Genomic DNA, 21,041 nt, shown 5'->3' on the forward strand with positions numbered 1-21,041 from the left:
TTCCCAACTTCAGGTATGTGGCACCAAAGTCCCACATAGAAATTAAGCGCTTGTTTCCTGCGCGTTTCTCATTCCGTCGGCCCACAAAAAAGAGCCGACATCAGTTGATGCCAGCTCATTACGACCCTGCCTGCTGCTCCCAGGTTACGTGACCTGCGCCACGAATTGGGATTAAGCGTAGCCCGGACCCGGCGTGGTGTACATCACTTTTCGAAAAATCCGTTTGTGACCGCGGTGGCCGCAGCCCTTGACCGCCGACTCCGGAGGCTTCTAGTCTTTTCCACATAACAATAAATTATTTCCAAATTGCGGAACTGCACTGAAGTGATCCGACCCGGTGCGAGGAAGCGGCCACACAATGAACGAGGAGGAGTCCATGGACTCGCAGGAGAAGGACAGCGCCATTGAATTTCCGGCGCCCGGGCAGGAGCTGTACCTGCCGTTCGGCGCGACGGACTTCGGTGCTACGGACCCGGACTTCTACATTCCGGCCGACTGCGAGCGGAGGGACCGCGGGTTTTCCCGATGGCTCCGCGCGCTGCCGCTCTTTGGCCGGTAGGCGTTACTTGGGGCGGTAGGGCGTTGGCGTGAAGACCCGGAAATAGAGATTTCACATAACGAAACCGGGCTTCCATCAACTAGGGCGCGCCGCGCAGACGTCCCGGTGCTACTGTCGATCTTGCCAACGGCGGGCAGCCCGATCCCGGGAAGCTATCTACCAGGCGCAACCTTCAAGGCACATGCTGAAGACTGGTCACCGTCGCATCCGGCCCTTGCGTTCCCGTCGCGGTGTACCGGCTTCCGCAGGTTAGGGAGTGGCAGCATGACTACAGCCGATACGGCCCGGAAGTTCCTGGCGAGATCCATCGAGTTGGCCACGGCCAACGTCCTGAACGGCGGCGGCCCGTTCGGCGCTGTGGTGGTCACTGCGGACGGGCAAGCGTTCGAAGGCGTCAACCGCGTCACCGCCACCAACGATCCCACGGCGCACGCCGAGGTCACGGCCATCCGGCGGGCCTGCAGCGAACTGGGCAACTTCGATCTCAGCGGAGCCACGCTCTACTGCAGCTGCGAGCCGTGCCCTATGTGCCTGGCGTCCGCGCTGTGGGCGCGGGTGTCACGAGTGGTGTTCGCCGCGGACCGGCACGATGCCGCGTCCGCGGGGTTCGATGACGCCGTCTTCTACGAATACTTCGAAAACGATCAGCGCGACGCGCTCATGCCGGTGGGCAGGCTGGAACTGACAGACCCGCAAGCTCCCGCGGCCCTGGATCCCTTCAACGCCTGGAACTCGTTCGAGTCCAGGACCGACTATTAGCGCCGGGGACTGCGGCCATGTTGGATCTGCTCCCGCACTTAGGCACATGGCGGCCTGCCGTGCCCGGGCAGCGCTGCGCGGTGGCCACCGTGGTGGGCGCTGCCGGATCGGTGCCGCGGCCCGTGGGCACGTCCATGTTGGTCTCGGAGACCGGGGAGGTGCTGGGAAGCCTGTCGGGCGGCTGCGTTGAAGGGGCCGTTGTGGAGGCGGCCCTGGAGGCACTGCGCGACGGCCGGTCGCGCCGGGAGTTCTTCGGCTACAGCCCCGAGGACGCGTTCGCCGCCGGACTGACCTGTGGTGGTGGGCTGGAAATCCACATCGAGCCTCTGGGCGCAGGGCCCGGCCGGCTATGGCTGGACAGCCTGGCCGGCCTGGCCAAGCGGCATCCGGCCGGCGGGGCGGCGCTGATCCGCAGGGTGGACGCCGGCGGAGGCGGCGCCGTCGTGGTTCCTGACCCGGCGGCTTTCCAGGTACTGGAGTCGGCCGAGCTCGCCGCGCTGCTGGGAACGGGCGGTTCCGCCGGTGCCGGGCGCGTACTGCTGGCCGCGGCAGCCCAGCTGGAACCGCTGCTGAGGGGAGGCCGTACCGGACTGGTCCGGATCGCGCCCGCGGGGGACTGCCAGCCGGAACCCGTGAGCCTGCTGGTGGAGAGCCGGCTGCCGGCGGCGCGCCTGCTGATCTTCGGCGCCAATGACTTCGGTGCGGCACTCCTGCCGGCCGCGAAACTCCTGGGCTTCCACGTCACGGTGTGCGATGCTCGCCCGGCGTTCGCGCAGCAGGACAGGTTCAGCGCCGCGGACGAGGTGGCCACTGCCTGGCCGCACCGGTATCTGGCGGACCAGGCGCAGGGTGGCCGCACCGACGCCCGTACGGCGATCTGCGTTCTCACGCACGATCCCAAATTCGATGTCCCGCTCCTGCAGGCCGCCCTCGGCCTGGACGTGGCCTATGTCGGCGCCATGGGGTCCAGGCGCAGCCACCGCGCGCGGATCGATGCCCTGCGGCAGGCCGGTGTGGCCGACGGGGACTTGGCCCGGCTGCACTCACCCATCGGCCTGGACCTCGGGGCCGTCACACCGGAAGAGGTCGCGGTGTCCATCACGGCAGAACTCGTGGCCAGCCGGAGCAAAGCCGCCGGCCTGGCCCAGGGCAGCGTGTCCCTGAAGGATGTCAGCGGCCCCATTCACCATTACGCCGCAAGTCATCACGACAGCGGTCATCACGCCAGCAGCCATCACGACAGTAGCCATCACGACAGCAGCGCCGGCATGCCGGAACCTCAGGAGGCCCAGTGGACATGAACACCATCGAGGCCGTGGTCCGCACCGCGGATCCGGCGCAGTGGCGCGAAGGCGACGCCTGGCTCGCGGGGGGCACCGTGCTTTTCTCCGCCGGGAGCCCCGGCCCCGGACAGGAACCGCTCCGGCGTCTCCTGGACCTCGGCTTCACGGACTGGACACCCCTGGCCGTCTCGGCGGCGGGCATCGAGCTGGCGGCAACCTGCACCATCGCGCAACTGTATGCCTTCCCTGATTCGGACGCTGGCCGGGGACTGGCCGGGGACTGGCCCGGCGTGGAGCTCGTCCGCCCCTGCTGCGAGTCCTTCGTGGCCTCCTTCAAGGTCTGGACCATGTCCACCGTGGGCGGCAACCTGTGCACCTCCCTGCCGGCCGGGCCCATGATCTCGCTCTGCGCGGCGCTCGACGGCACGGCTACCATTTTGGGCCCCGGCGGCGCCCGCCGCACGCTCCCCGTGCTGGAGTTCGTCACGGGCGACGGGACCAACGCCCTCGCTCCCGGCGAGCTCCTGCGCAGCGTGAGCCTGCCGGCGGCGGCCCTGTCCTCCCGGGTGGCCTTCCGCCGGCTGTCGCTGAGCAACCTGGGCAGGTCCGCGGTGCTGCTGATCGGAAGGCTCGACGCCGGCGGCTCCCTGGTCCTGACCGTCACCTCAGCCACCAAACGCCCCGTGCAGCTGCGCCTGACGTCCTCCGCGGCGGCGCTCGCCGACGCCCTCTCCGCCTCATTGGATGCCGCCATCCCCGATGAGCTGTACCAGGACGACGTCCACGGCCTGCCCGCCTGGCGCAAGGACATGACGTACCGGCTGGCCCATGAAATCCGGGCCGAGCTCACCGCACCGGCAGGCCGTGATCCGCTACGCGTATCCGGTGATTTCTGGCCGCCGCGGGGCAAGCCCTTAAGCGCCGGGTCCCGGACGGAAGAGGCCTGAACATGTCAATCGAGATCAACGGCAGCCCGGCGCAGGCCGAACCCCGTCCCGGGCAGTGCCTGCGGACGTTCCTTCGCGAACAGGGGAACCTCGGCGTGAAAAAGGGCTGCGACGCCGGCGACTGCGGCGCGTGCACCGTGCATGTGGACGGGGTGCCGGTGCACAGCTGCATTTATCCCGCAGTCCGCGCCGAGGGCCGCGCCGTCACCACGGTGGAAGGGTTGGCCGCCACCTGCGCCTCCGGCGGATCCGATGACCCCGACGGCACCGCACTCCATCCGATGCAGCAGCAGTTCCTGGACCGGCAGGGCTTCCAGTGCGGTTTTTGCACGGCCGGCATGGTGATGACGGCCGCGACCTTCGATGACGAGCAGAAGGCGGACCTGCCGCGGAACCTGAAGGGCAACCTGTGCCGGTGCACTGGGTACACGGCCATCGAGGACGCCGTCTGCGGGAGGGCGAGCCAGCCGGACACCCCTGGTACGGACACCCCTGGTACGGACACAGCATCGGAGGGGCGCGGCCGGCCGGAGCCGCGACCCGGACAACTGGGCGACGACGTTCCGGCACCCGCCGGCCTCGCCATCGTCACGGGGCAGGCCCGCTACACCCTGGACGTCCCGGCCGAAGAACTGCCCGGGCTGCTGCACGTGAAGCTGCTGCGCTCCCCGCATGCCCACGCCCGGATCCGCTCCATCGACGCCGCGGCCGCGCTGGCGATTCCCGGCGTCGCGGCGGTCTTCACCCACGAAGACTCCCCGGCGCAGCTGTTTTCGACCGCGCAGCACGAGCTCTACACCGACGATCCTGACGACACCCGCGTGTTCGATGACGTGGTGCGGTTCATCGGCCAGCGGGTCGCGGCCGTGGTCGCCGGCACGGTGGCGGCGGCGGAGGCAGGCGTGCGGGCCCTGAAGGTCGACTACGAGGTACTGGACGCCGTCTTCACCCCGGAGAACGCCATGCTCCCCGGGGCCCCCGCCCTCCATGGGGACAAGGACGCAGCCGCGGCCCGCATCAGCCAGCCCGAACGGAACGTCGTGGCCGAGCTGCATTCCGAGCTCGGCGATGTGTCGGCCGGTTTCGCCGCGGCGGACTTCATCCACGAACACACCTACCGGACCCAACGGGTGCAGCACATGGCGCTCGAAACCCATGCCTCCATCGCCTCCTTCGGCAGCGACGGGCGGCTGCTGATCCGCACGTCCAGCCAGGTCCCGTTCCTGGTGCGGCGGACCCTGTGCCGGGTATTCGGCCTGCCGGAAGAGCAGATCCGGGTGGTGGCGGGACGGGTAGGTGGCGGCTTTGGCGGCAAGCAAGAGGTGCTCACCGAGGACGTCGTGGCGCTGGCAGCCCTGAAGCTCAACCGCCCCGTGCAGCTTGAATTCACCCGGACCGAACAGTTCACCGCCGCCACCACCAAGCATCCCTTCACCATCCATCTCAAGGCCGGCGCCAGCCGCGACGGCAGGCTGACGGCACTGAAGCTGGAGGTGCTCACCAACACCGGCGCCTACGGCAACCACGCGACCGGGGTCATGTTCCACGGCTGCGGCGAGTCGCTGGCGGTGTACAGGTGCGCCAACAAGAAAGTGGACGCCCACGCCGTCTACACCAACACCGTGCCGGCGGGTGCCTTCCGCGGCTATGGGCTCAGCCAAATGATCTTCGCGATCGAATCAGGCATCGACGAGCTCGCGACGGGGATCGGCATGGACCCCCTGGAGTTCCGCCGCCGGAACATGGTCCGGGAAGGCGACGACATGCTTTCCATCCGCGACGAGCCCCAAGAGGACGTCCGCTACGGCAGCTACGGCCTGGACCAGTGCATAAAGCTGGTGGAGGACGCCCTGGCCCGTGGACAGGAACGCTACCGCGCGGCCGGCCTCGACAGGCTGGACCCTGACTGGGTCCTCGGGGAGGGGACGGCCCTGTCCATGATCGACACCGTCCCGCCACGCGGCCACTTTGCCCATTCCAGGCTCCGGCTGCTGCCCGACGGGACGTACGCCGCCGACGTCGGGACGGCAGAATTCGGCAACGGCACCACCACCGTCCACACGCAGCTCGCGGCCACCGCGCTGTCCACCACTGCCGCCCGGGTCACTGTGCGGCAGTCCGACACCGACCTCGTGGACCACGATTCCGGTGCGTTCGGATCTGCCGGCACCGTGGTGGCGGGCAAGGCGACGCTGGCCGCCGCAGAGGAGCTCGCCCTCCGCATCCGCGTCTTCGCCGCCGGCAGCCGCCGCGTGCAGCCCTCCGGCTGCGTGCTGGAGCAGGATGCCGTTCTCTGCGAGGGAACGCGGGTGCCGCTCACGGAGATTTACGACGCCGCGGAGCAGGCCGGCGTCGAGCTCGCCGCCGAAGGGCGCTGGGGCGGGACCCCGCGCTCAGTGGCGTTCAACGTCCAGGGCTTTCGGGTGGCAGTGAACACCGGGACAGGGGAGTTGCGGATTCTGCAGAGCGTGCAGGCTGCCGATGCCGGCGTGGTGGTCAATCCGCGCCAGTGCCGCGGCCAGATCGAAGGCGGGATCGCGCAGGCCCTCGGCTCCGCGCTCTACGAGGAGGTCAAAGTGGACGACGCCGGCCGCGTGAGAACGGACGTCCTGCGGCAGTACCACGTCCCCGCCTTCGCCGACGTGCCGCGCAGCGAGGTCTACTTCGCCGACACCAGCGACAAGCTGGGCCCGCTGGGTGCGAAGTCCATGAGCGAGAGCCCGTTCAACCCGGTGGCGCCGGCGCTCGCGAATGCCATCCGGAACGCCACCGGCGTGAGGTTCTCCGAGCTGCCGATCTCCCGGGACAAGATCTACCTGGGCCTGAAGGAAGCAGGGCTGGTCCCTTCCCGGGGAGCGCCCTGAATGGCCGATCCCGCGATCCGGGCCTTCGTCGATCGGCTGGCGTCCGTGCAGACCGGGCCGGACTGCCAGAACTTCTTTGATTCTGCCGCTGCCGGCAATGCCGTGCGCCGCCGGAACCTGGAGCTCTATCTGCAGGAAATGCTGGACCGGCGCCCGAAGGTGCTGCTGCTGGGCGAAGCGCCGGGATTCCGGGGCATGAGGATCACCGGGATTCCCTTCACAAACCGCTCCATGCTCGAAGGCCCTGCCAACGAGTTTGGGCTGTTTGGGCCGGGGAAGGGGTACGTGCTTCCGACCKATTCCGAAGGCATGGCCGCGGAACCGACGGCCACGGTGATGTGGCAGGTCCTGGCGGAGCTGGAGTTCCTGCCCCTGCTGTGGAGTGCCTGCCCGTGGCACACCCACGTGCCCGGGCGGCCGCTGTCCAACCGCACGCCAAGGGCTTCCGAGGCCGCCCTTGGAACTCCGTTTTGGCAGGCATTGATCGAGGCGTTTCGCATCGAAACCGTGGTGGCCGTGGGCAATGTGGCGCACCGCAGCCTGCAGCGGAGCGGCCTGGACGTCCCGAAAATCAGGCATCCGGCCCATGGCGGCAGGGCCGGGTTCAAGCGTGGCCTGCAGGAGCTGTTGGCTTAATCGAGGAGGTGCAGCTGGTCGGGTGAGTCGAGGTCCTCGCCGCCGGAGAGGTCGCTGCAGTCCACCAGATCAACCAGGTCCGGGTGGGTCCGCAGGAAGACACGTGCTCCGGCGTCGCCCGCCGCTGTTTTCGCGGCTTCAGCGCGAAGTCCGGCGTCGAGCAGCAGCGGATGTCCCCGCTGCAGCTTCCCCTCCGCATCGCGGTAGGCGGCCGCCGTCGCCCGGCCCGGCCGGTGGGCTGCCAGCAGCCGGGCCACGGTCTCCGGGGTGAGGCCGGGCTGGTCCACCAGCGCGATGAGCACATGGTCCTCGGGGGCCGCCGCGGCAACTCCCGTCCGGAACGAACTGCCCATTCCGGTGTCCCAGCCAGGGTTGTCGATGACCCGGTGACGGCTGAGGTCGGTAGCGGCGCGGACCGTTGCCGCGTCCGCGCCGAGGACTGTCACAACTTCCCGGCAGCCGCCCGCGAGCAGCACGTCAGCAAGCACTTCGACCAGTGTGCGGCCATGGAAGGGGAGCAGCGCCTTGGGCCCGAGTCCCAGCCGCGTCCCGGCTCCGGCGGCCAGCAGCACCGCCGTCGTTGATCCCGCCGTCGTGAGCGGTTCCGATGAGTCAGCCATGGTCCCAGCCTATGCACCCGGATGGCAGTTGGCGGCAGTCCCGGGGCGGAACACTGCCCGTCAACCGCCCACTCGATGGCGTCAGGCGTCGCCACCCGCTCCGCCGGTGGTCCCTGCGGTGACATCCAGGAGCTTGTAGCGGTCCATCGCATAGGCGGGCACCCCGCCGTCGACCTCTCCGCGCGAGGCCAGCAGCTGCAGGGTCTTCACCACAATCGAGTGCGTGTCGTTCTTGAAGAAGCGGCGTGCCGCGGCGCGGGTGTCCGAGAAGCCGAAGCCGTCCGCGCCAAGTGAGGCGAACTGGTGCGGCAGGAACTGGCGGATCTGGTCCGGCACGGCCTTCATGTAGTCCGTGACTGCCACGATCGGACCGGTGGCGCCGGCGAGCTGCTGGGCCACGAACGGGACGCGGGCCGGCTGGCCGGGGTTGAGGAAGGCCTCTTCCTCTGCTGCGAGCCCGTCCCGCCGCAGTTCGGTCCAGGAGGTCACGGACCAGACATCGGCGGAGACGCCCCAGTCCTCGGCGAGGATCCGCTGGGCTTCGAGGGCCCAGGGAACGGACACGCCGGAGGCCAGGATCTGGCTCTTGGGCCCTTCCGCGCCCGACGCCGACACCCGGTAGATGCCTTTCAGCACGCCGTTGACATCGAGGTTCTCGGGTTCGGCCGGCTGGAAGATCGGCTCGTTGTAGACCGTGAGGTAGTACATGAGGTTCCGGTCTTCCGACTCCGGACCGTACATCCGCTCCAGGCCGTCCCGGATGATGTGGCCCATTTCGTACCCGTATGCCGGGTCGTAGGTGATGACGGCCGGGTTGGTCGCGGCCAGGACGGGGGAGTGCCCGTCGGCGTGCTGCAGGCCTTCGCCGGTCAGCGTGGTGCGGCCGGCGGTGGCGCCGATGATGAACCCGCGGGTCATCTGGTCCGCGGCGGCCCAGAAGGAATCGCCGGTGCGCTGGAACCCGAACATGGAGTAGAACACGTAGACCGGGATGAGCGGTTCGCCGTGAGTGGCGTAGGACGTGCCCGCGGCGGTGAACGCGGCCACGGCCCCGGCCTCATTGATGCCCGGGTGGATCAGCTGGCCCTTGGCCGATTCCTTATAGGCAAGGACCAAATCCCGGTCCACGGACAGGTAGCCCTGGCCATCCGGGTTGTAGATCTTCGCCGTCGGGAAGAACGCGTCCATGCCGAACGTGCGGGATTCATCTGGCACGATCGGGACGATGCGGTGTCCGAAGTTCTTGTCCCGGAGTAGGTCCTTGAGCAGGCGGACGAAGGCCATGGTGGTGGCGGCCCGTTGCTTCCCGGAACCTCTTTTGGCCACCTCATATGTTGCGGGATCGGGAAGTTCCACGGGCGCGTGGTCCGGCCGCCGCTCGGGGACGAAGCCGCCGAGTTCCTTGCGGCGGCCCATCAGGTACTGGATCTCGGGGGAGTCCATGCCGGGGTGGTAGTACGGCGGCCGGTAGAGGTCCGCTTCCAGCTGCTCGTCGGTGATCGGGATGCGCAGGTGGTCGCGGAAGGCCTTGAGGTCCGCGAGGGTGAGCTTCTTCATCTGGTGGGTCGCGTTGCGGCCCTCGAAGTGCGTGCCCAGGCCGTAGCCCTTGACCGTGTGGGCCAGGATGACSGTGGGCTTGCCCTTGAACTCGGTCGCGGCCTTGTAGGCGGCGTAGACCTTGTTGTAGTCGTGGCCGCCGCGCTTGAGGTTCCAGATCTGGTCGTCGGTCAGGTCCTGGACCATTTCCTTGGTCTGCGGGGTCTTGCCGAAGAAGTGTTCGCGGACGAACGCGCCGGACTCGGCCTTGTACGTCTGGTAATCGCCGTCGACGGTCTCGTTCATGATCTTCACCAGCGAGCCGTCCTCGTCMTTGGCCAGCAGGTCATCCCACTCCCGGCCCCAGACCACCTTGATGACGTTCCAGCCGGCGCCGCGGAAGAAGGCCTCGAGTTCCTGCATGATCTTGCCGTTGCCGCGCACGGGTCCGTCGAGGCGCTGGAGGTTGCAGTTGATCACGAAGTTCAGGTTGTCGAGCTTGTCGTTCGCGGCGAGCTGGACCAGCCCGCGGGACTCGGGCTCGTCCATTTCGCCGTCACCCAGGAACGCCCAGACCTGCTGGTCCGAGGTGTCCTTGATGCCGCGGTTGTGCAGGTACCGGTTCGACTGGGCCTGGTAGATCGCGTTCATCGGCCCGATGCCCATCGAGACCGTGGGAAATTCCCAGAACTCCGGCATCAGCCGCGGGTGCGGGTAGGAGGACAGGGCGTGGCCTTCCTTGGACTTCTCCTGCCGGAAGCCGTCCAGGTCCTCCTCGGACAGCCGGCCTTCCATGAAGGCGCGGGCGTACATGCCGGGGGAGGCGTGGCCCTGGAAGAAGACCTGGTCCCCGCCGCCGGGGTGGTCCTTGCCGCGGAAGAAGTGGTTGAACCCGACCTCGTACAGGGTCGCGGCCCCGGCGTAGGTGGAGATGTGCCCGCCGACGCCGATATCGGCGCGCTGGGCCCGGTGCACCATGACCGCGGCGTTCCAGCGCAGCCAGGCCCGGTACTTGCGTTCGATTTCCTCGTCCCCGGGGAACGCCGCTTCCTGGTCCACCGGGATGGTGTTGACGTAGTCCGTGGTGGTGACCATCGGRACACCCACGCTCTGCGCSCCGGCCCGCTGGAGCAGGCTGCGCATAATGTACTGGGCACGCTCGGTGCCCTGTTCCTGAATCAGGGTATCCAGGGACTCCAGCCATTCGGCGGTCTCTTCCGGATCACGATCAGGCAGCTGGTTTGTCAACCCGCTGAGGATATGGGAGGTATCTTCTCCTGCAGCCACGTCCAACCTCTCTTTGAGCGCATCTATCGGCACCCTCAGCTCCGGGCAGGGTGACTGCCTGGCGTGAACGCGACGTGTGCGACATATCGGTTACAACAGCCCGGTCGTATGCGCCGGGCAAGGTCCAATCACGGTACGCCTGCCTGTAATTAGCAGGGCGGTTGCCCGCGCAGGCGTAGTCGTCATCAGCCACTCTAGCCGTGCGCGCTGGCGGATGCGTAGCCGCCCCATGGACCCGCCGCCGTATTTCACGGGCATACTGGTTGTGTGACGAAGCACTGCCCGGCAGCCTTCGGATCGTCTCGTGTGACGCAGAATATGGCGGATCGCGGGGCCAACAGCTTGAAGCGAGAGCTCAAAGGGTGTTGGCTTGGAGTAATGGAAATCACTAGTGCCATTGAAAACATGAAGCAATTCACAAAGCATAGGAGCAACACGTGAGCGAGGCCGACGCCGCCACTTCGGTAAATGTGGCGGAGAAACTGGGTTTCAAAGACGGGGACCTGATTCAGGAATTCGGTTATGACGACGATGTCGACTTCGACTTGCGAGACGATATCGAAGATCTCACGGGCTCTGAGCTTCTCGACGAGGACGATCACGAGGTGGTCGATGCCGCCATTCTTTGGTGGCGGGCAGGTGACGGAGACCTTGTTGACACCCTGGTCGATTCGCTGACCACTCTCACCGAGGGCGGCGTTGTGTGGGTCCTGACTCCCAAGTCCGGCCGGGACGGCTACGTGTCGCCGGCGGACATCCAGGACGCCGCGCCCACCGCAGGGCTCCACTACACCACCTCCGCCGGCGTCTCGAAGGACTGGAGCGCCACCCGGCTGGTCACGCGGAAGAACAAGTGACCCAAGCGGTCCAGCAGGAAGCCTCCGGGCCGGCCGCCGCCGTCGCGCCCGTTCCCGCTGTCGGCGATTTTGCCCCGGATTTCGAGCTCGCCAATCAGTTCGGCGAGCCGGTAACCCTCTCGGACTTCCGCGGGCGCAATGTCGTCATTGTCTTTTATCCCTTCGCTTTCTCCGGCATCTGCACCGGGGAACTGTGCGAAATCCGGGACAATCTGGCCCTGTTCGAAGATGCCGATGCCGCCGTGCTGGCAGTCTCGGTTGACAGCAAGTTCGCCCAGCGGGCCTACGCCGAAAAGGAAGGCTACGGCTTCGACCTGCTCGCCGACTTTTGGCCGCACGGCGCCGTGGCCTCGGCGTATGGGGTGTTCGACCCTGAGAGCGGCATGGCGCTGCGCGGCACCTTCATCATCGACGCGGCGGGAATTGTCCGCTACGTCGTGGTGAATCCCCGCGGCCAGGCCCGGGACCTTGCCGAATACCGGACTGCCCTCGCGGGACTCGGCGGGAACTGATCCGGTGAGGCAGCGGCGGCCAGGAATCGGGATGACCGGGTTTGCCAGCCTCCCGCCGGTCACGGCCGCCGGGACCGCCGCTGAGCTCCGGCGCAGCGAACTCGGGATCCTGCAGGACATCCACGGCCTCCTGTCCGGGCTACCGTTCGCCGTGCTGACCGGCGCTGGCCTGAGTACGGATTCGGGCATCCCGGACTACCGCGGCCCGGGCGCCGCGCCGCGGACCCCCATGACCTACCAGGAGTTCATCGGCGCACCCGGAAACCGGCAACGCTACTGGGCCCGCAACCACATCGGCTGGTCGCACCTGCGCCGGGCGGATCCCAACGACGGCCACGCCGCGGTGGCCCGGCTGGAGCAGCGGGGACTGCTCACCGGACTCATTACCCAGAACGTGGACCGGCTCCACGAGGACGCCGGCAGCGTCAACGTGGTGGACCTGCACGGCCGGTTCGACCAGGTTGTGTGCCTGGACTGCCACCGGCGCTTCAGCCGCCGGATGCTGGCCAGTGTCCTTGAGGAACTCAACCCCGGGTTCCTGGAACGGGCCCAGGCCGCCGGGGTGGTGGAAATGGCTCCCGACGCCGATGCCGCAGTCGAGGACTCCGGACTCATCGAATCGTTCGTCGTCGCCCGCTGTCCCGCCTGCGGGGGAACCTTGAAACCGGACTTTGTGTACTTCGGCGAAAACGTGCCCAAGGACCRCGTTGAGCGCTCTTACGCCATGGTGGACGCGGCCCGGGCGCTCCTGGTGGCAGGTTCGTCGCTCACCGTGATGAGCGGCCTGCGATTTGTCCGCCACGCCGCGAAACAGGGAAAAGCCGTGGTCATCATCAACAGGGGACCGACCCGCGGGGACGGCCTCGCCACCATCAAGCTGGAGGCAGGCGTCAGCGGGGCCTTGACCTGGCTCGCCGCCGAGCTGCCGCCACTGTAGCGGAGGGCCGGGCGGATTGGCTTGGCGATTGGCGCTTGGCCGGTGACATCCGGTACAGTAGCTGTTCGTTGGTTGAAGCGCTGAGGCGCGGATTCCGCGGTTTGGGTCTTTAGCTCAGCTGGTAGAGCGCCACGTTTACACCGTGGATGTCATCGGTTCGATCCCGGTAGGACCCACCACAGAAAACCCCGTCATTTCGGACCAAATGGTCCGCAAAAACGGGGTTTTGTGCTTCCGGTAGACCGGCTCAGGCGCTTTTCGGCGCCGATTCGTTGGGGCCGCTGATGGGCGCTACGTTCCCTTCAAGCAGGGCATATGCGTTGGCGAGCCGTTGCACGGCCTGCGACTGGTTGGTTGAAACGCCAACCTTCACGATCGAATCCAGCACAATAGCTTTCGCCTTCTCCAGTTTCTGAGCGTTCGATTCAGCCATGTTGGATTCCCTTTGGTTCTTCCAAGGCGCCCTGTGCGCCCCGGCACGGGACCGAACTTATCACTTGCCCCGCCTAATTCGGGAAATCTCCGTCATTATTGACACCGCATGCCTGCGCTATGCGGTTCGCGGGCAGGCCGGCGATACAGTTGAACGGGACGTTGAGACAATTTTGCGGAGGATCATGTTTTACGGAGTCACTCGCTACAGCCTCTTCTCACCCGGATCGCAGTCGTGGAAAACGTCCAGCAGCGGTGTCTTCAAGACTCCCGAAGAGTACATGGGGTATCTCTTTTCGGAACGACGGCTTGAGTTGCGGGAGGAAATGTTCTTCACCCGTTCCGTGCCGGCGCTGGCCGCCATGGCTGAAGATTACGACTACAAACACTTCGTTCTGTATTCCAGCCTTCTGCCGCAGCGCCATCAGGAGGTGCTGCTCGCGGCCGCGGCCCACTACCCGTTCCTGGTCCCGGTGGAATGGAACGACGTCGTCCGGGGAACTGGCATCGAAGAAGTGAAGCCCCTGATTGAGCAGGACCTCGCCAGCAAGTTCGACGCCGACGCCGGCGTGCAGCCGGTCGCGTGGTTCCGCCTAGACGACGACGACGTGCTCGCCACCAACTACCTGACACGGCTTGCAAGCTACCGGGCCTTAAGCAATGTCGGCATGGCCGTGTCCTTCGGCCTCGGCCTGACAGCCTACAAGGCCGACAGCGAACTGGTGAACCTTCGGGAGTACTACCACCCGAAGTCGGCGCAGGGCATGGCCTTCGTCGCTGCATTCGACCCGATCCGGGGCCGGCTCGAAATCAACACACCCGGTCCGCATCACGGTGTGGACCGGGTGATGCCGACCATCCTTGATTCCCGGGAGCACATGTTCTTCCAAGTGCGTCACGGCGATCAGGACTCAACGCTCAGCACCACCCCTTATGAACGCGCCGTCGCATCCTTGGCGCGGCTGGACAAACTTCCGGCTCTGCGGGCGGAAGGGATCTCCGCAGATAGGTGGCCAACCCTCTACCAAGACATCATCCGCGGTGAGCCCGCGGCGCATGAGCTGTCCTTCCCCGGCGCGGAACTCCTACGCCTGTCCCAAGAGACCGCGCTGGTGTTTCCCCTGGACCCGGAGATTACCCAGGGGCTGCTTGAGTTCGAGTTTGAGTTCGAGTCAGCGCAGCAGCTCAACGGGGCTTTTGCCGTCATCTCGTACGAGCTCAGTGCTGCAGAAGGCGTGGACGTTGAGGAACTGGGACTCAAACTTGGGCTGCGATCAAGCCCCGATTACGGATTGTACCGGCTGGCCTGGTCGCGCGAATCCCGCGGGGTGGTGCGCCACAGCCTGCCCCTGCCAGAAGGCCTTACGATTGCGGGCATCGCGCTGCGGGGCAAGAAGATACAGCCGGCAGATGTCTTCATCCGTTGGTGCGAGCCGCGTGTAGTGTCCTTGCACGCCGCCGACTACTACTGAGAGTCCGACGCCGGCCCGCGCTCCGAAAATGTCCGGGACCTAAAATGTCAGGGCTTAACCCTAATGTGACGGGCATGGAGCACGTAATGGTGAAGACAGGCCCGGACGGGCGGCCCCTGGCGGTAGTCCGCGGGGGCAGGGAATGGTTGATCGGGGTCGAGCCGGTCCGCTGGTTCGAACGGGTCAGCTGGTGGGAGGCCGAGCGCCGGATGCCCAAGGGCCTGAGCCGCGTTGACGTCGAGGTCTGGCAGGTCCAGGCAAGGCTTGGCCGCAACCGGGGATCGGCCCTGACCACCATGGAACTGATCCGGGACGGCCTCGGCGGCGGCTGGCGGCTCCGGGAAGCGGTCGCGGACGCCGCGTAAGATGGCGGGGCGGGCAACGATCGGCCGGTCCCGCCGGCTTCTGATGGTGGTCCCGGACACCGGCTCAACCCGGGCATTGGAAAAGCCTTCCACCGCGACTATTGGGGGATGCCGCGGTGGAAGGCTTGTAATGAATATACCGTGAACGTTTGGAAATGTGAAACACCGACGGCGTTTCACCGCGGCAGAATTACGCCATTCGATGGCCTATTCGCAGGCCCCGGGACCCTGCCGCCTAGGATGTTTTCATGACCGCCACGAGTGCCCGCCGAATCGCCAGAGTCCGCCCCCTTTCCCGTGCTGCCGACGACGAACACTTCTTTGTCACCAACGACGCACCGGACTTTGCCAGTGCGGCCGGCCGGGTGTGGACGGTAGCCACCTCTCCGTTCCCTGGCTCTGTGGCCAATGCCGGCAGCCGGCCGCGCGGCGGCTGGGAAATCGGCGCGACGGTGGATGAGGCATCGTTTACGTTCCTCGCGCCCAGCGTCCCGGCCAACGTCCTGGGCATGGCGCACAATACCGGCCGCGCAGGCCGCGACCTTCCGCCGCAGGCCTTCCACAAGGCGGCGACCAGCGTGGTCGGTCCGGGCGATGCAATTGAACTCCGGCCGGGGGTGGGTCGCGTCGAGCCTGAGGCCGAACTGACAATCGTCATCGGGCGCAAAGCCCGCGGATTGACGCCCGGCAACGCCAAGAGCGCAGTCCTGGGATACACCATCGGAAACGACGTCTCCGCCAGGGACCTGCAGGAATCCGACGAGCTGTGGATCAGCGCCAAGAGCCAGGACACGTTCACGCCTGCAGGGCCGTGGGTCGTCACGAAGCTGACGGAGGACCACCTGGCAATCGGAATCAAGCACAACGGGGTGGAGCTCAAGCCGGCCAGTTCCGCCGATCTCGGCTGGCGGGTAGAGGAAATCCTCGCCTATCTGACCTCCTTCATGACTCTTCACCCGGGCGACCTGGTACTGACGGGATTCCCCGCCGGGTCCGCGCCAATCATTCCCGGCGACACGGTCACGTGCCATGTTGCAGGCATCGGCGAGCTGACCAATCCCGTGGTGTCCGCCGCCTGACGAGCCGGCGGTCCACGACGGGCGGTGCTGCCAGGCGAACGGCGGTAAACGAGACCAGCCAGGTCCGGTTCACGGCGCCAGACATTATGATGGTTAGTGTTCAGCTGACTGGACGGTATTTGTTTGAGTGGCGCGGCAACTTGCGCGCGATACCTGGAGGAGAATCATGGCCGATTCCCGAGTTTCCCGAATCTCCGACGGATTGGGGAGCGCGTCACCGGCACCGGCTGTCACGCGCGCCGCCGCCGTGTTGGAGGCCCTGGCCGCGTCCGCGACCGGACGCCTCACGCTCAGTGATCTGGCCAGGGAGCTGGGAATACCAAAGTCCTCAACCTCCAACCTCCTGCTCGCGCTCGAGGAGGCCAGGCTGATCAACCGCCAGGGCGCGGAGTTCACCCTCGGCCGCAAATTGGTTGAGCTGGGTGCGGCGTATCTCAGCCGCCTCGACGAGGTCCAGGAGTTCTACCGGTTCTGTGAACAGGCTCCGACGCTGTCGGGTGAAACTGTCCGGATCGCGATGCTGGACGGAACAAATGTCATTTATCTTGCCCGCTATGAACGGCACCCCGCGGTACGCCTGACGTCCAACATTGGCGACAAGATGCCGGTCTCCCTCTGCGCCGTGGGCAAAGCCCTGATAGCGCGGCTGCATGACCATGACGTCGACGAGATGTTTCCGGACGACGCCGAACTGCCGGTCCTGACGCCGAAGTCGCTGCGCACCGGAGCCGAGCTCAAGGCGCAGCTCGATGTCATCCGGGAGCAGGGGTATGCGTTCGAGGACGAGGAATCCACCACGGGCGTCGTGTGCCTGGCCGTGGCTGTCCCGACGCGCGGCGCGCACGGTCCCAGCCTTGGYCTCTCAGTCACCGCGCTGAAGGCGACCTACTCGCAGGAGCAGGGCGCCATGATGGTCAAGGAACTCCAGGACCTTGCCCGGTCCCTGGGCAATCCCATGGGCTAGCCCCGTTCCGTCGGCTCGTCCCGGGTTGCCAAGAATAAGTCTGATTATTCATTGGCTAGTCGATCACCATGCTGTACGCTGTTCAGTATGGTGATCGACTCTTCGGGGGTTGCTCACATCCCACCAGACCAACGGGGGTCTGGAGTGTTCTTGAGGGAGTGCTTGTGACAACTAGTACTAATACACCGCTCGCTGAAGCGGACGGCGCCGTCGTCGATCCGGAACAGCTGCGACGGGCTACGCTTGCCAGCTCCGTGGGCTCCGCGCTGGAGTACTACGACTTCTACATCTACGGCCTGGCTTCGGCCCTGATCTTCGGCCCGCTGTTCTTCAAGCCGCTCGGCGAAGACGGGGCGCTGATCGCATCCTTCGCCACATACGGCGTAGGCTTCGCGGCCCGGCCCTTCGGCGGAATGGTCTTCGGCTACATCGGGGACCGGTTCGGCCGCAAAATGGTCCTCATCCTCACCATCACCCTCATGGGGTCCGCCAGCTTTGCCATCGGCCTGTTGCCGACCTATGAACAGGCGGGCATGCTTGGCGCCGTTCTGCTGGTGACGCTGCGCATCCTGCAGGGATTGGGCGCCGGCGCGGAACAGGCCGGCGCCACCACGCTGATCTCAGAAGTCGCACCGCGTCGCCGTCGTGGCTTCTTCGCCGCGCTTCCGTTCGTCGGCATCCAGCTGGGCACCTTGCTTGGCGCCGGCACGTTTGCCCTGATTGCCATGGCTGACAAGGCCACGCTGGAGGGCTGGCTGTGGCGGGTGCCTTTCCTGGCCAGTGTGTTCCTGATTTTAGTGGCTCTCTTCATTCGGCTCCGGCTGAAGGAAACGCCCGTCTTCCAGGAGCTGGAGAAGCACAAGAATGTCGCCAAGAACCCCATCGGCCAGCTGTGGAAGCACTCCAAGAAGAACACGCTGATAGGTATTGGCCTGCGGATGGGCGAAAACGGGAACTCCTCGATCTACTCCGCCCTGCTGATTGCCTTCCTGGCCGCCAAGGACGGAGTCTTCCCCGGCGACAAGTTCATCGGACCGGTCGGCCTGCTCATTGCCGCCGGCTTCGCCGCCGTTATGGTGATCACGTTCGGTGCGCTGTCCGACAGGTTCGGCCGCGTGCCCGTCTACCGCTACGGTGCGCTGTTCCAGGCCGTCATCGCCCTGCCTGCCTTCTACCTGGTGACGCTGGGCAATGTCACGCTTGTCTGGATAGTCATGGTGGTTGGCATCGCCCTCGGCGTTCAGTCCATGCTGGGCCCGCAGTGCCCGCTCCTGCCCGAACTCTTCGGGTCGCGCTACCGCTTCACCGGGGTGGCCATGAGCCGTGAACTCTCTGCAGTCATGGCCGGCGGACTCGTTCCGCTGGTGGGTGCCGCGCTCCTGGCTGTGACGGATCACTCCTGGCTGGTTCTCGCCATCTACTCGCTGGTCCTTGCCCTGATCTCGTTTGTCACCACCTTCTTCACGCCCGAGACGGTGGGACGCGACCTGCTCCTCACGGAAGATGCGCGCTAGGCGCACCCGCCCCTATCAACCCGCCGTGCGCGGGACCGCAGGCTGTGGCTCCTTCCACTCAGGAAGGGGCCACGGCCGCTTGTGCGACACGGGAAACGCCTGGCGACGCGCAAAATACCCAGCGCTTCCGAATACCCGCGTCGCCGGGCACTATGCGCGTCGCTGAGCGGAACTCGCCTCGCCAGGCGGGAATGCGAGTCGCCAGGCAGGACGCGCATGCCCTGCATCAACGCAGAGGGCGGCCCCTCCGTTTCCGGAGGGACCGCCTGGCGTGCGCTGCGGCGGGGGCCGCAGGATGGGGATAGAGCCGACTCAGTAGAAGTGCACCGTGTCCACGACGTGGGGGAGTTCGCCGCCGTCGAGGTAGGTCCGCAGGTTGCTGCAGAAGCGTTCGGCGATCAGCCGGTTTTCGGCTGCGCTGAGGGCCGAGGTGTGCGGGGACACCATCACCCTGGGGTGGGTCCACAGCGGGCTGTCCTGCGGGAGCGGCTCCACGGCAAACACGTCCAGGCAGGCGTAGGAGACCTGGCCGTTCCCGAGCGCCTCCAGGAGCGCCTCTTCATCCACCACGGTGCCGCGGCCCACGTTCACGAAGACCGTTCCGGGCTTCATGGCAGCGAAGACGTCGCGGCCGAAGAGCTTCTCGGTGTTGGGCGTGCCGGGAAGGGTGTTGACGACGGCGTCCGCGGTGCCGAGCAGGCCGGCGAGGCCGTCGTTGTCCGTGACCACCTCGATCCCGTCGATGGACTCCACGGTCCGCTTGGTGCCGCTGACGCTCATGCCCAGGGCGCGGGCGATTCGTGCGGTCTCGAGCCCGATCTCGCCGAGTCCGGTGACCACCAGGCGGGAGCCGTTGACCAGGCGGGTGGGGGTGCGGAGCTCGGGCCAGAGCTTGGCGGCCTGGTCCTGTGCCAGTTCCGCGCTGCGCTTGAAGCCGTTGAGGATGCCGAGGGCGGCAAACTCGGCGAGCGGCAGGGCGTGCACCCCGGCCGAGGTGGTGACCTTGAACTTTTGCAGCGTTGCGGCGTCCAGCCCCGATGCCTTCACGGCACCGCCGGCGCCGGCCGCCATGGCGTGGATCCACTCAAGGCGGGGATTGCTGCCGGCGATCCGGGCAAGGCCCGCGGGGCTCTCGTTGGGGAGCCCGTACAGGACCTGGGCCTTGTTGAGCATGTCCCAGTAGCGCTCTTCCTGCTCCGGCGTCCGGCGGAAGTCCGGATCTCCCGAATGGTCTGCGGGAAAGCGTTCCGGCGGCAACAGCTCGGGGTCGTAGAGGACGGTCACGGAAGGATCTACGGCGCGGATGCGTTCCACATGCTCTGCTTCGAGCGGGACGGCGATCGCGACGGTGGTTTTGGTCGTCATAGTGTTCATCATACTGAATGGAGGCTAGAATGCTGAACAGATTTCCAATATTGACTACGGCAGAGATTCACCACGACAGATTCACCACGACAGATTTACCACGATGGAGTGAGGCAACATGGAGCTGGACCGCAAAGAAGCCGGGTTTGTCGGCCTGGGACTGATGGGGGCGCCCATGGCCGCCAACCTCCTCGCGGCGGGGTGGGCCGTCAGTGCCTGGAACCGTTCGCCGGCGGCCCTGGACGCCTTCGAGGCCCTCGGCGGATCCCGCGTGGCAGCAGTCGAGGCGCTCCGCGACCAGCCGGTGATTGTCTTCATGCTCCCGGATCTGTCCGACATTGAGGCTGCCAGCGCCGCGCTCCTGGCCGGCTGGGCCGCGAGGCCGCCCGCCCCCGGAACCGCCGTGGTGGTGATGAGCAGCGTCTCGCCGTCTGGGGTCCAGGACTTCGGGAAACGGGTCGCTGAGGCGAGCGGAGGCAACGCCGTCGTCGTCGATGCGCCTGTCAGCGGCGGCACGAGAGGTGCGGTGGACGGAACACTCGCCATCATGGCCGGCGCCAGCGAAGCCGACTTCCGGCGGCTCCTGCCGCTCTTCAGCGCGATGGGCAGCACCGTGCGGCGGCTGGGTCCGGTGGGCTCGGGGTCGCTCGCGAAGGCCTGCAACCAGCTGATCGTGGGAACCACGACGGCGGCGCTCGCCGAGGCCGCGGAGCTCGCCGAACGCTCCGGCATGGACGTATCCGCGCTCTACGAGGTGCTCGCGGGCGGGCTGGCCGGCAGCCGGGTCCTGGACATCGTGGGGCCGCGGCTCGCCGCGAAGGACTACGAGCCCACCGGACCGGCCAAGTTCATGCACAAGGACCTGTCCTTCGTGCTCGACAGCGCCGCCACGGCCGGTGCCGCAGTACCGATGGCGGCCGCCGGCGTCGAGCTTTACGCGGAGCTCAAGCGCCAGGGGCTCGGGGACCGGGACCTCGCCGTCGTGCGGCAAACCATCTCCAATCTCAGTGACGACACACGTGAAAACCCAGCAGCGAAGACCAATTGAGGATC

General features: G+C 66.6%; 19 protein-coding genes and 1 tRNA gene. 16 read left to right on the forward strand and 4 right to left on the reverse strand.

Going from position 1 to position 21,041, the window contains the following annotated elements:
* Positions 1 to 358: 358 nt before the first annotated feature.
* From AC1D2F_RS09365 to AC1D2F_RS09390, 6 genes are all read left to right on the forward strand, one after another.
* On the forward strand, positions 359 to 559 hold the full coding sequence (locus tag AC1D2F_RS09365; protein WP_476966589.1) for a hypothetical protein: 201 nt from the start codon (positions 359 to 361) through the stop codon (positions 557 to 559).
* A gap of 264 nt (positions 560 to 823) precedes the next feature.
* On the forward strand, positions 824 to 1,318 hold the full coding sequence (locus AC1D2F_RS09370; protein ID WP_476966590.1) for a nucleoside deaminase: 495 nt from the start codon (positions 824 to 826) through the stop codon (positions 1,316 to 1,318).
* A 17-nt stretch (positions 1,319 to 1,335) separates the two neighbouring features.
* Complete coding sequence (locus tag AC1D2F_RS09375) at positions 1,336 to 2,619, forward strand: XdhC family protein (protein ID WP_476966591.1); 1,284 nt, start codon at positions 1,336 to 1,338, stop codon at positions 2,617 to 2,619.
* Positions 2,610 to 3,548: an FAD binding domain-containing protein gene (locus tag AC1D2F_RS09380; RefSeq protein ID WP_476966592.1), complete on the forward strand. Its 939-nt coding sequence runs from the start codon at positions 2,610 to 2,612 to the stop codon at positions 3,546 to 3,548. The genes AC1D2F_RS09375 and AC1D2F_RS09380 overlap by 10 nt, the downstream gene beginning before the upstream one ends.
* Before the next feature lie 2 nt (positions 3,549 to 3,550).
* The gene (locus AC1D2F_RS09385; RefSeq protein ID WP_476966593.1) at positions 3,551 to 6,412 is read left to right on the forward strand and encodes a molybdopterin-dependent oxidoreductase; all 2,862 of its coding nucleotides are present in this window, start codon (positions 3,551 to 3,553) and stop codon (positions 6,410 to 6,412) included.
* Entirely contained in the window at positions 6,413 to 7,048 is a 636-nt protein-coding gene (locus tag AC1D2F_RS09390) for a uracil-DNA glycosylase (RefSeq protein WP_476966594.1), read from the forward strand. It abuts the gene before it with no gap.
* On the opposite strand, the gene nboR is transcribed toward AC1D2F_RS09390, so the two are convergent.
* Entirely contained in the window at positions 7,045 to 7,668 is a 624-nt protein-coding gene (gene nboR, locus AC1D2F_RS09395; RefSeq protein ID WP_476966595.1) for a nicotine blue oxidoreductase, read from the reverse strand. The genes AC1D2F_RS09390 and nboR overlap by 4 nt on opposite strands.
* A gap of 81 nt (positions 7,669 to 7,749) precedes the next feature.
* Positions 7,750 to 10,491, reverse strand: coding sequence for a pyruvate dehydrogenase (acetyl-transferring), homodimeric type (aceE, locus tag AC1D2F_RS09400; protein WP_476966596.1), 2,742 nt, complete (start codon positions 10,489 to 10,491; stop codon positions 7,750 to 7,752).
* Between the two features lie 437 nt (positions 10,492 to 10,928).
* Here aceE and AC1D2F_RS09405 point away from each other — a divergent pair, with 437 nt between their 5' ends.
* The 4 genes from AC1D2F_RS09405 (at position 10,929) to AC1D2F_RS09420 (ending at position 12,976) form a co-directional block, all read left to right on the forward strand.
* Positions 10,929 to 11,348, forward strand: a complete 420-nt coding sequence (locus tag AC1D2F_RS09405; RefSeq protein ID WP_018773429.1) for a DUF3052 domain-containing protein — start codon at positions 10,929 to 10,931, stop codon at positions 11,346 to 11,348.
* Entirely contained in the window at positions 11,345 to 11,860 is a 516-nt protein-coding gene (locus AC1D2F_RS09410) for a peroxiredoxin (protein ID WP_229994462.1), read from the forward strand. Before AC1D2F_RS09405 ends, AC1D2F_RS09410 begins: the two co-directional genes overlap by 4 nt.
* A gap of 31 nt (positions 11,861 to 11,891) precedes the next feature.
* Entirely contained in the window at positions 11,892 to 12,797 is a 906-nt protein-coding gene (locus AC1D2F_RS09415; protein WP_476966597.1) for an NAD-dependent protein deacetylase, read from the forward strand.
* A gap of 103 nt (positions 12,798 to 12,900) precedes the next feature.
* Positions 12,901 to 12,976: transfer RNA gene (locus AC1D2F_RS09420), tRNA-Val, on the forward strand.
* A gap of 68 nt (positions 12,977 to 13,044) precedes the next feature.
* Here AC1D2F_RS09420 and AC1D2F_RS09425 read toward each other — a convergent pair.
* Entirely contained in the window at positions 13,045 to 13,230 is a 186-nt protein-coding gene (locus tag AC1D2F_RS09425) for a hypothetical protein (protein WP_229994465.1), read from the reverse strand.
* Between the two features lie 184 nt (positions 13,231 to 13,414).
* On the opposite strand from AC1D2F_RS09425, the gene AC1D2F_RS09430 reads away from it, so the two are divergent.
* The 5 genes from AC1D2F_RS09430 (at position 13,415) to AC1D2F_RS09450 (ending at position 18,623) form a co-directional block, all read left to right on the forward strand.
* A complete protein-coding gene (locus AC1D2F_RS09430) occupies positions 13,415 to 14,701 on the forward strand; it encodes a glycosyltransferase (RefSeq protein WP_476966598.1) in 1,287 nt (428 codons plus the stop codon).
* Between the two features lie 86 nt (positions 14,702 to 14,787).
* Positions 14,788 to 15,066, forward strand: coding sequence for a hypothetical protein (locus tag AC1D2F_RS09435; RefSeq protein WP_364744024.1), 279 nt, complete (start codon positions 14,788 to 14,790; stop codon positions 15,064 to 15,066).
* Between the two features lie 248 nt (positions 15,067 to 15,314).
* Positions 15,315 to 16,145, forward strand: a complete 831-nt coding sequence (locus tag AC1D2F_RS09440; RefSeq protein WP_364744021.1) for a fumarylacetoacetate hydrolase family protein — start codon at positions 15,315 to 15,317, stop codon at positions 16,143 to 16,145.
* Between the two features lie 166 nt (positions 16,146 to 16,311).
* On the forward strand, positions 16,312 to 17,109 hold the full coding sequence (locus tag AC1D2F_RS09445; RefSeq protein ID WP_476966599.1) for an IclR family transcriptional regulator: 798 nt from the start codon (positions 16,312 to 16,314) through the stop codon (positions 17,107 to 17,109).
* Positions 17,110 to 17,273: 164 nt separating this feature from the next.
* Positions 17,274 to 18,623, forward strand: a complete 1,350-nt coding sequence (locus AC1D2F_RS09450) for an MFS transporter (RefSeq protein ID WP_229994470.1) — start codon at positions 17,274 to 17,276, stop codon at positions 18,621 to 18,623.
* Between the two features lie 312 nt (positions 18,624 to 18,935).
* Here the strand turns inward: AC1D2F_RS09450 and AC1D2F_RS09455 are convergent, their stop codons facing one another.
* Complete coding sequence (locus tag AC1D2F_RS09455; protein ID WP_356815770.1) at positions 18,936 to 20,000, reverse strand: D-2-hydroxyacid dehydrogenase; 1,065 nt, start codon at positions 19,998 to 20,000, stop codon at positions 18,936 to 18,938.
* A gap of 106 nt (positions 20,001 to 20,106) precedes the next feature.
* On the opposite strand from AC1D2F_RS09455, the gene AC1D2F_RS09460 reads away from it, so the two are divergent.
* The gene (locus tag AC1D2F_RS09460; RefSeq protein WP_476966600.1) at positions 20,107 to 21,036 is read left to right on the forward strand and encodes an NAD(P)-dependent oxidoreductase; all 930 of its coding nucleotides are present in this window, start codon (positions 20,107 to 20,109) and stop codon (positions 21,034 to 21,036) included.
* Positions 21,037 to 21,041: the final 5 nt, after the last annotated feature.

Source organism: Arthrobacter sp. P1_B3 (assembly GCF_056406615.1).

Coding starts and splice junctions, on each gene's coding strand:
- AC1D2F_RS09365 (WP_476966589.1), top strand. CDS start 359: ATGAACGAGGAGGAGTCCATGGACTCGCAGGAGAAGGACAGCGCCATT.
- AC1D2F_RS09370 (WP_476966590.1), top strand. CDS start 824: ATGACTACAGCCGATACGGCCCGGAAGTTCCTGGCGAGATCCATCGAG.
- AC1D2F_RS09375 (WP_476966591.1), top strand. CDS start 1,336: ATGTTGGATCTGCTCCCGCACTTAGGCACATGGCGGCCTGCCGTGCCC.
- AC1D2F_RS09385 (WP_476966593.1), top strand. CDS start 3,551: ATGTCAATCGAGATCAACGGCAGCCCGGCGCAGGCCGAACCCCGTCCC.
- nboR (WP_476966595.1), bottom strand. CDS start 7,668: ATGGCTGACTCATCGGAACCGCTCACGACGGCGGGATCAACGACGGCG.
- AC1D2F_RS09425 (WP_229994465.1), bottom strand. CDS start 13,230: ATGGCTGAATCGAACGCTCAGAAACTGGAGAAGGCGAAAGCTATTGTG.
- AC1D2F_RS09430 (WP_476966598.1), top strand. CDS start 13,415: ATGTTTTACGGAGTCACTCGCTACAGCCTCTTCTCACCCGGATCGCAG.
- AC1D2F_RS09435 (WP_364744024.1), top strand. CDS start 14,788: ATGGTGAAGACAGGCCCGGACGGGCGGCCCCTGGCGGTAGTCCGCGGG.
- AC1D2F_RS09440 (WP_364744021.1), top strand. CDS start 15,315: ATGACCGCCACGAGTGCCCGCCGAATCGCCAGAGTCCGCCCCCTTTCC.
- AC1D2F_RS09455 (WP_356815770.1), bottom strand. CDS start 20,000: ATGATGAACACTATGACGACCAAAACCACCGTCGCGATCGCCGTCCCG.
- AC1D2F_RS09460 (WP_476966600.1), top strand. CDS start 20,107: ATGGAGCTGGACCGCAAAGAAGCCGGGTTTGTCGGCCTGGGACTGATG.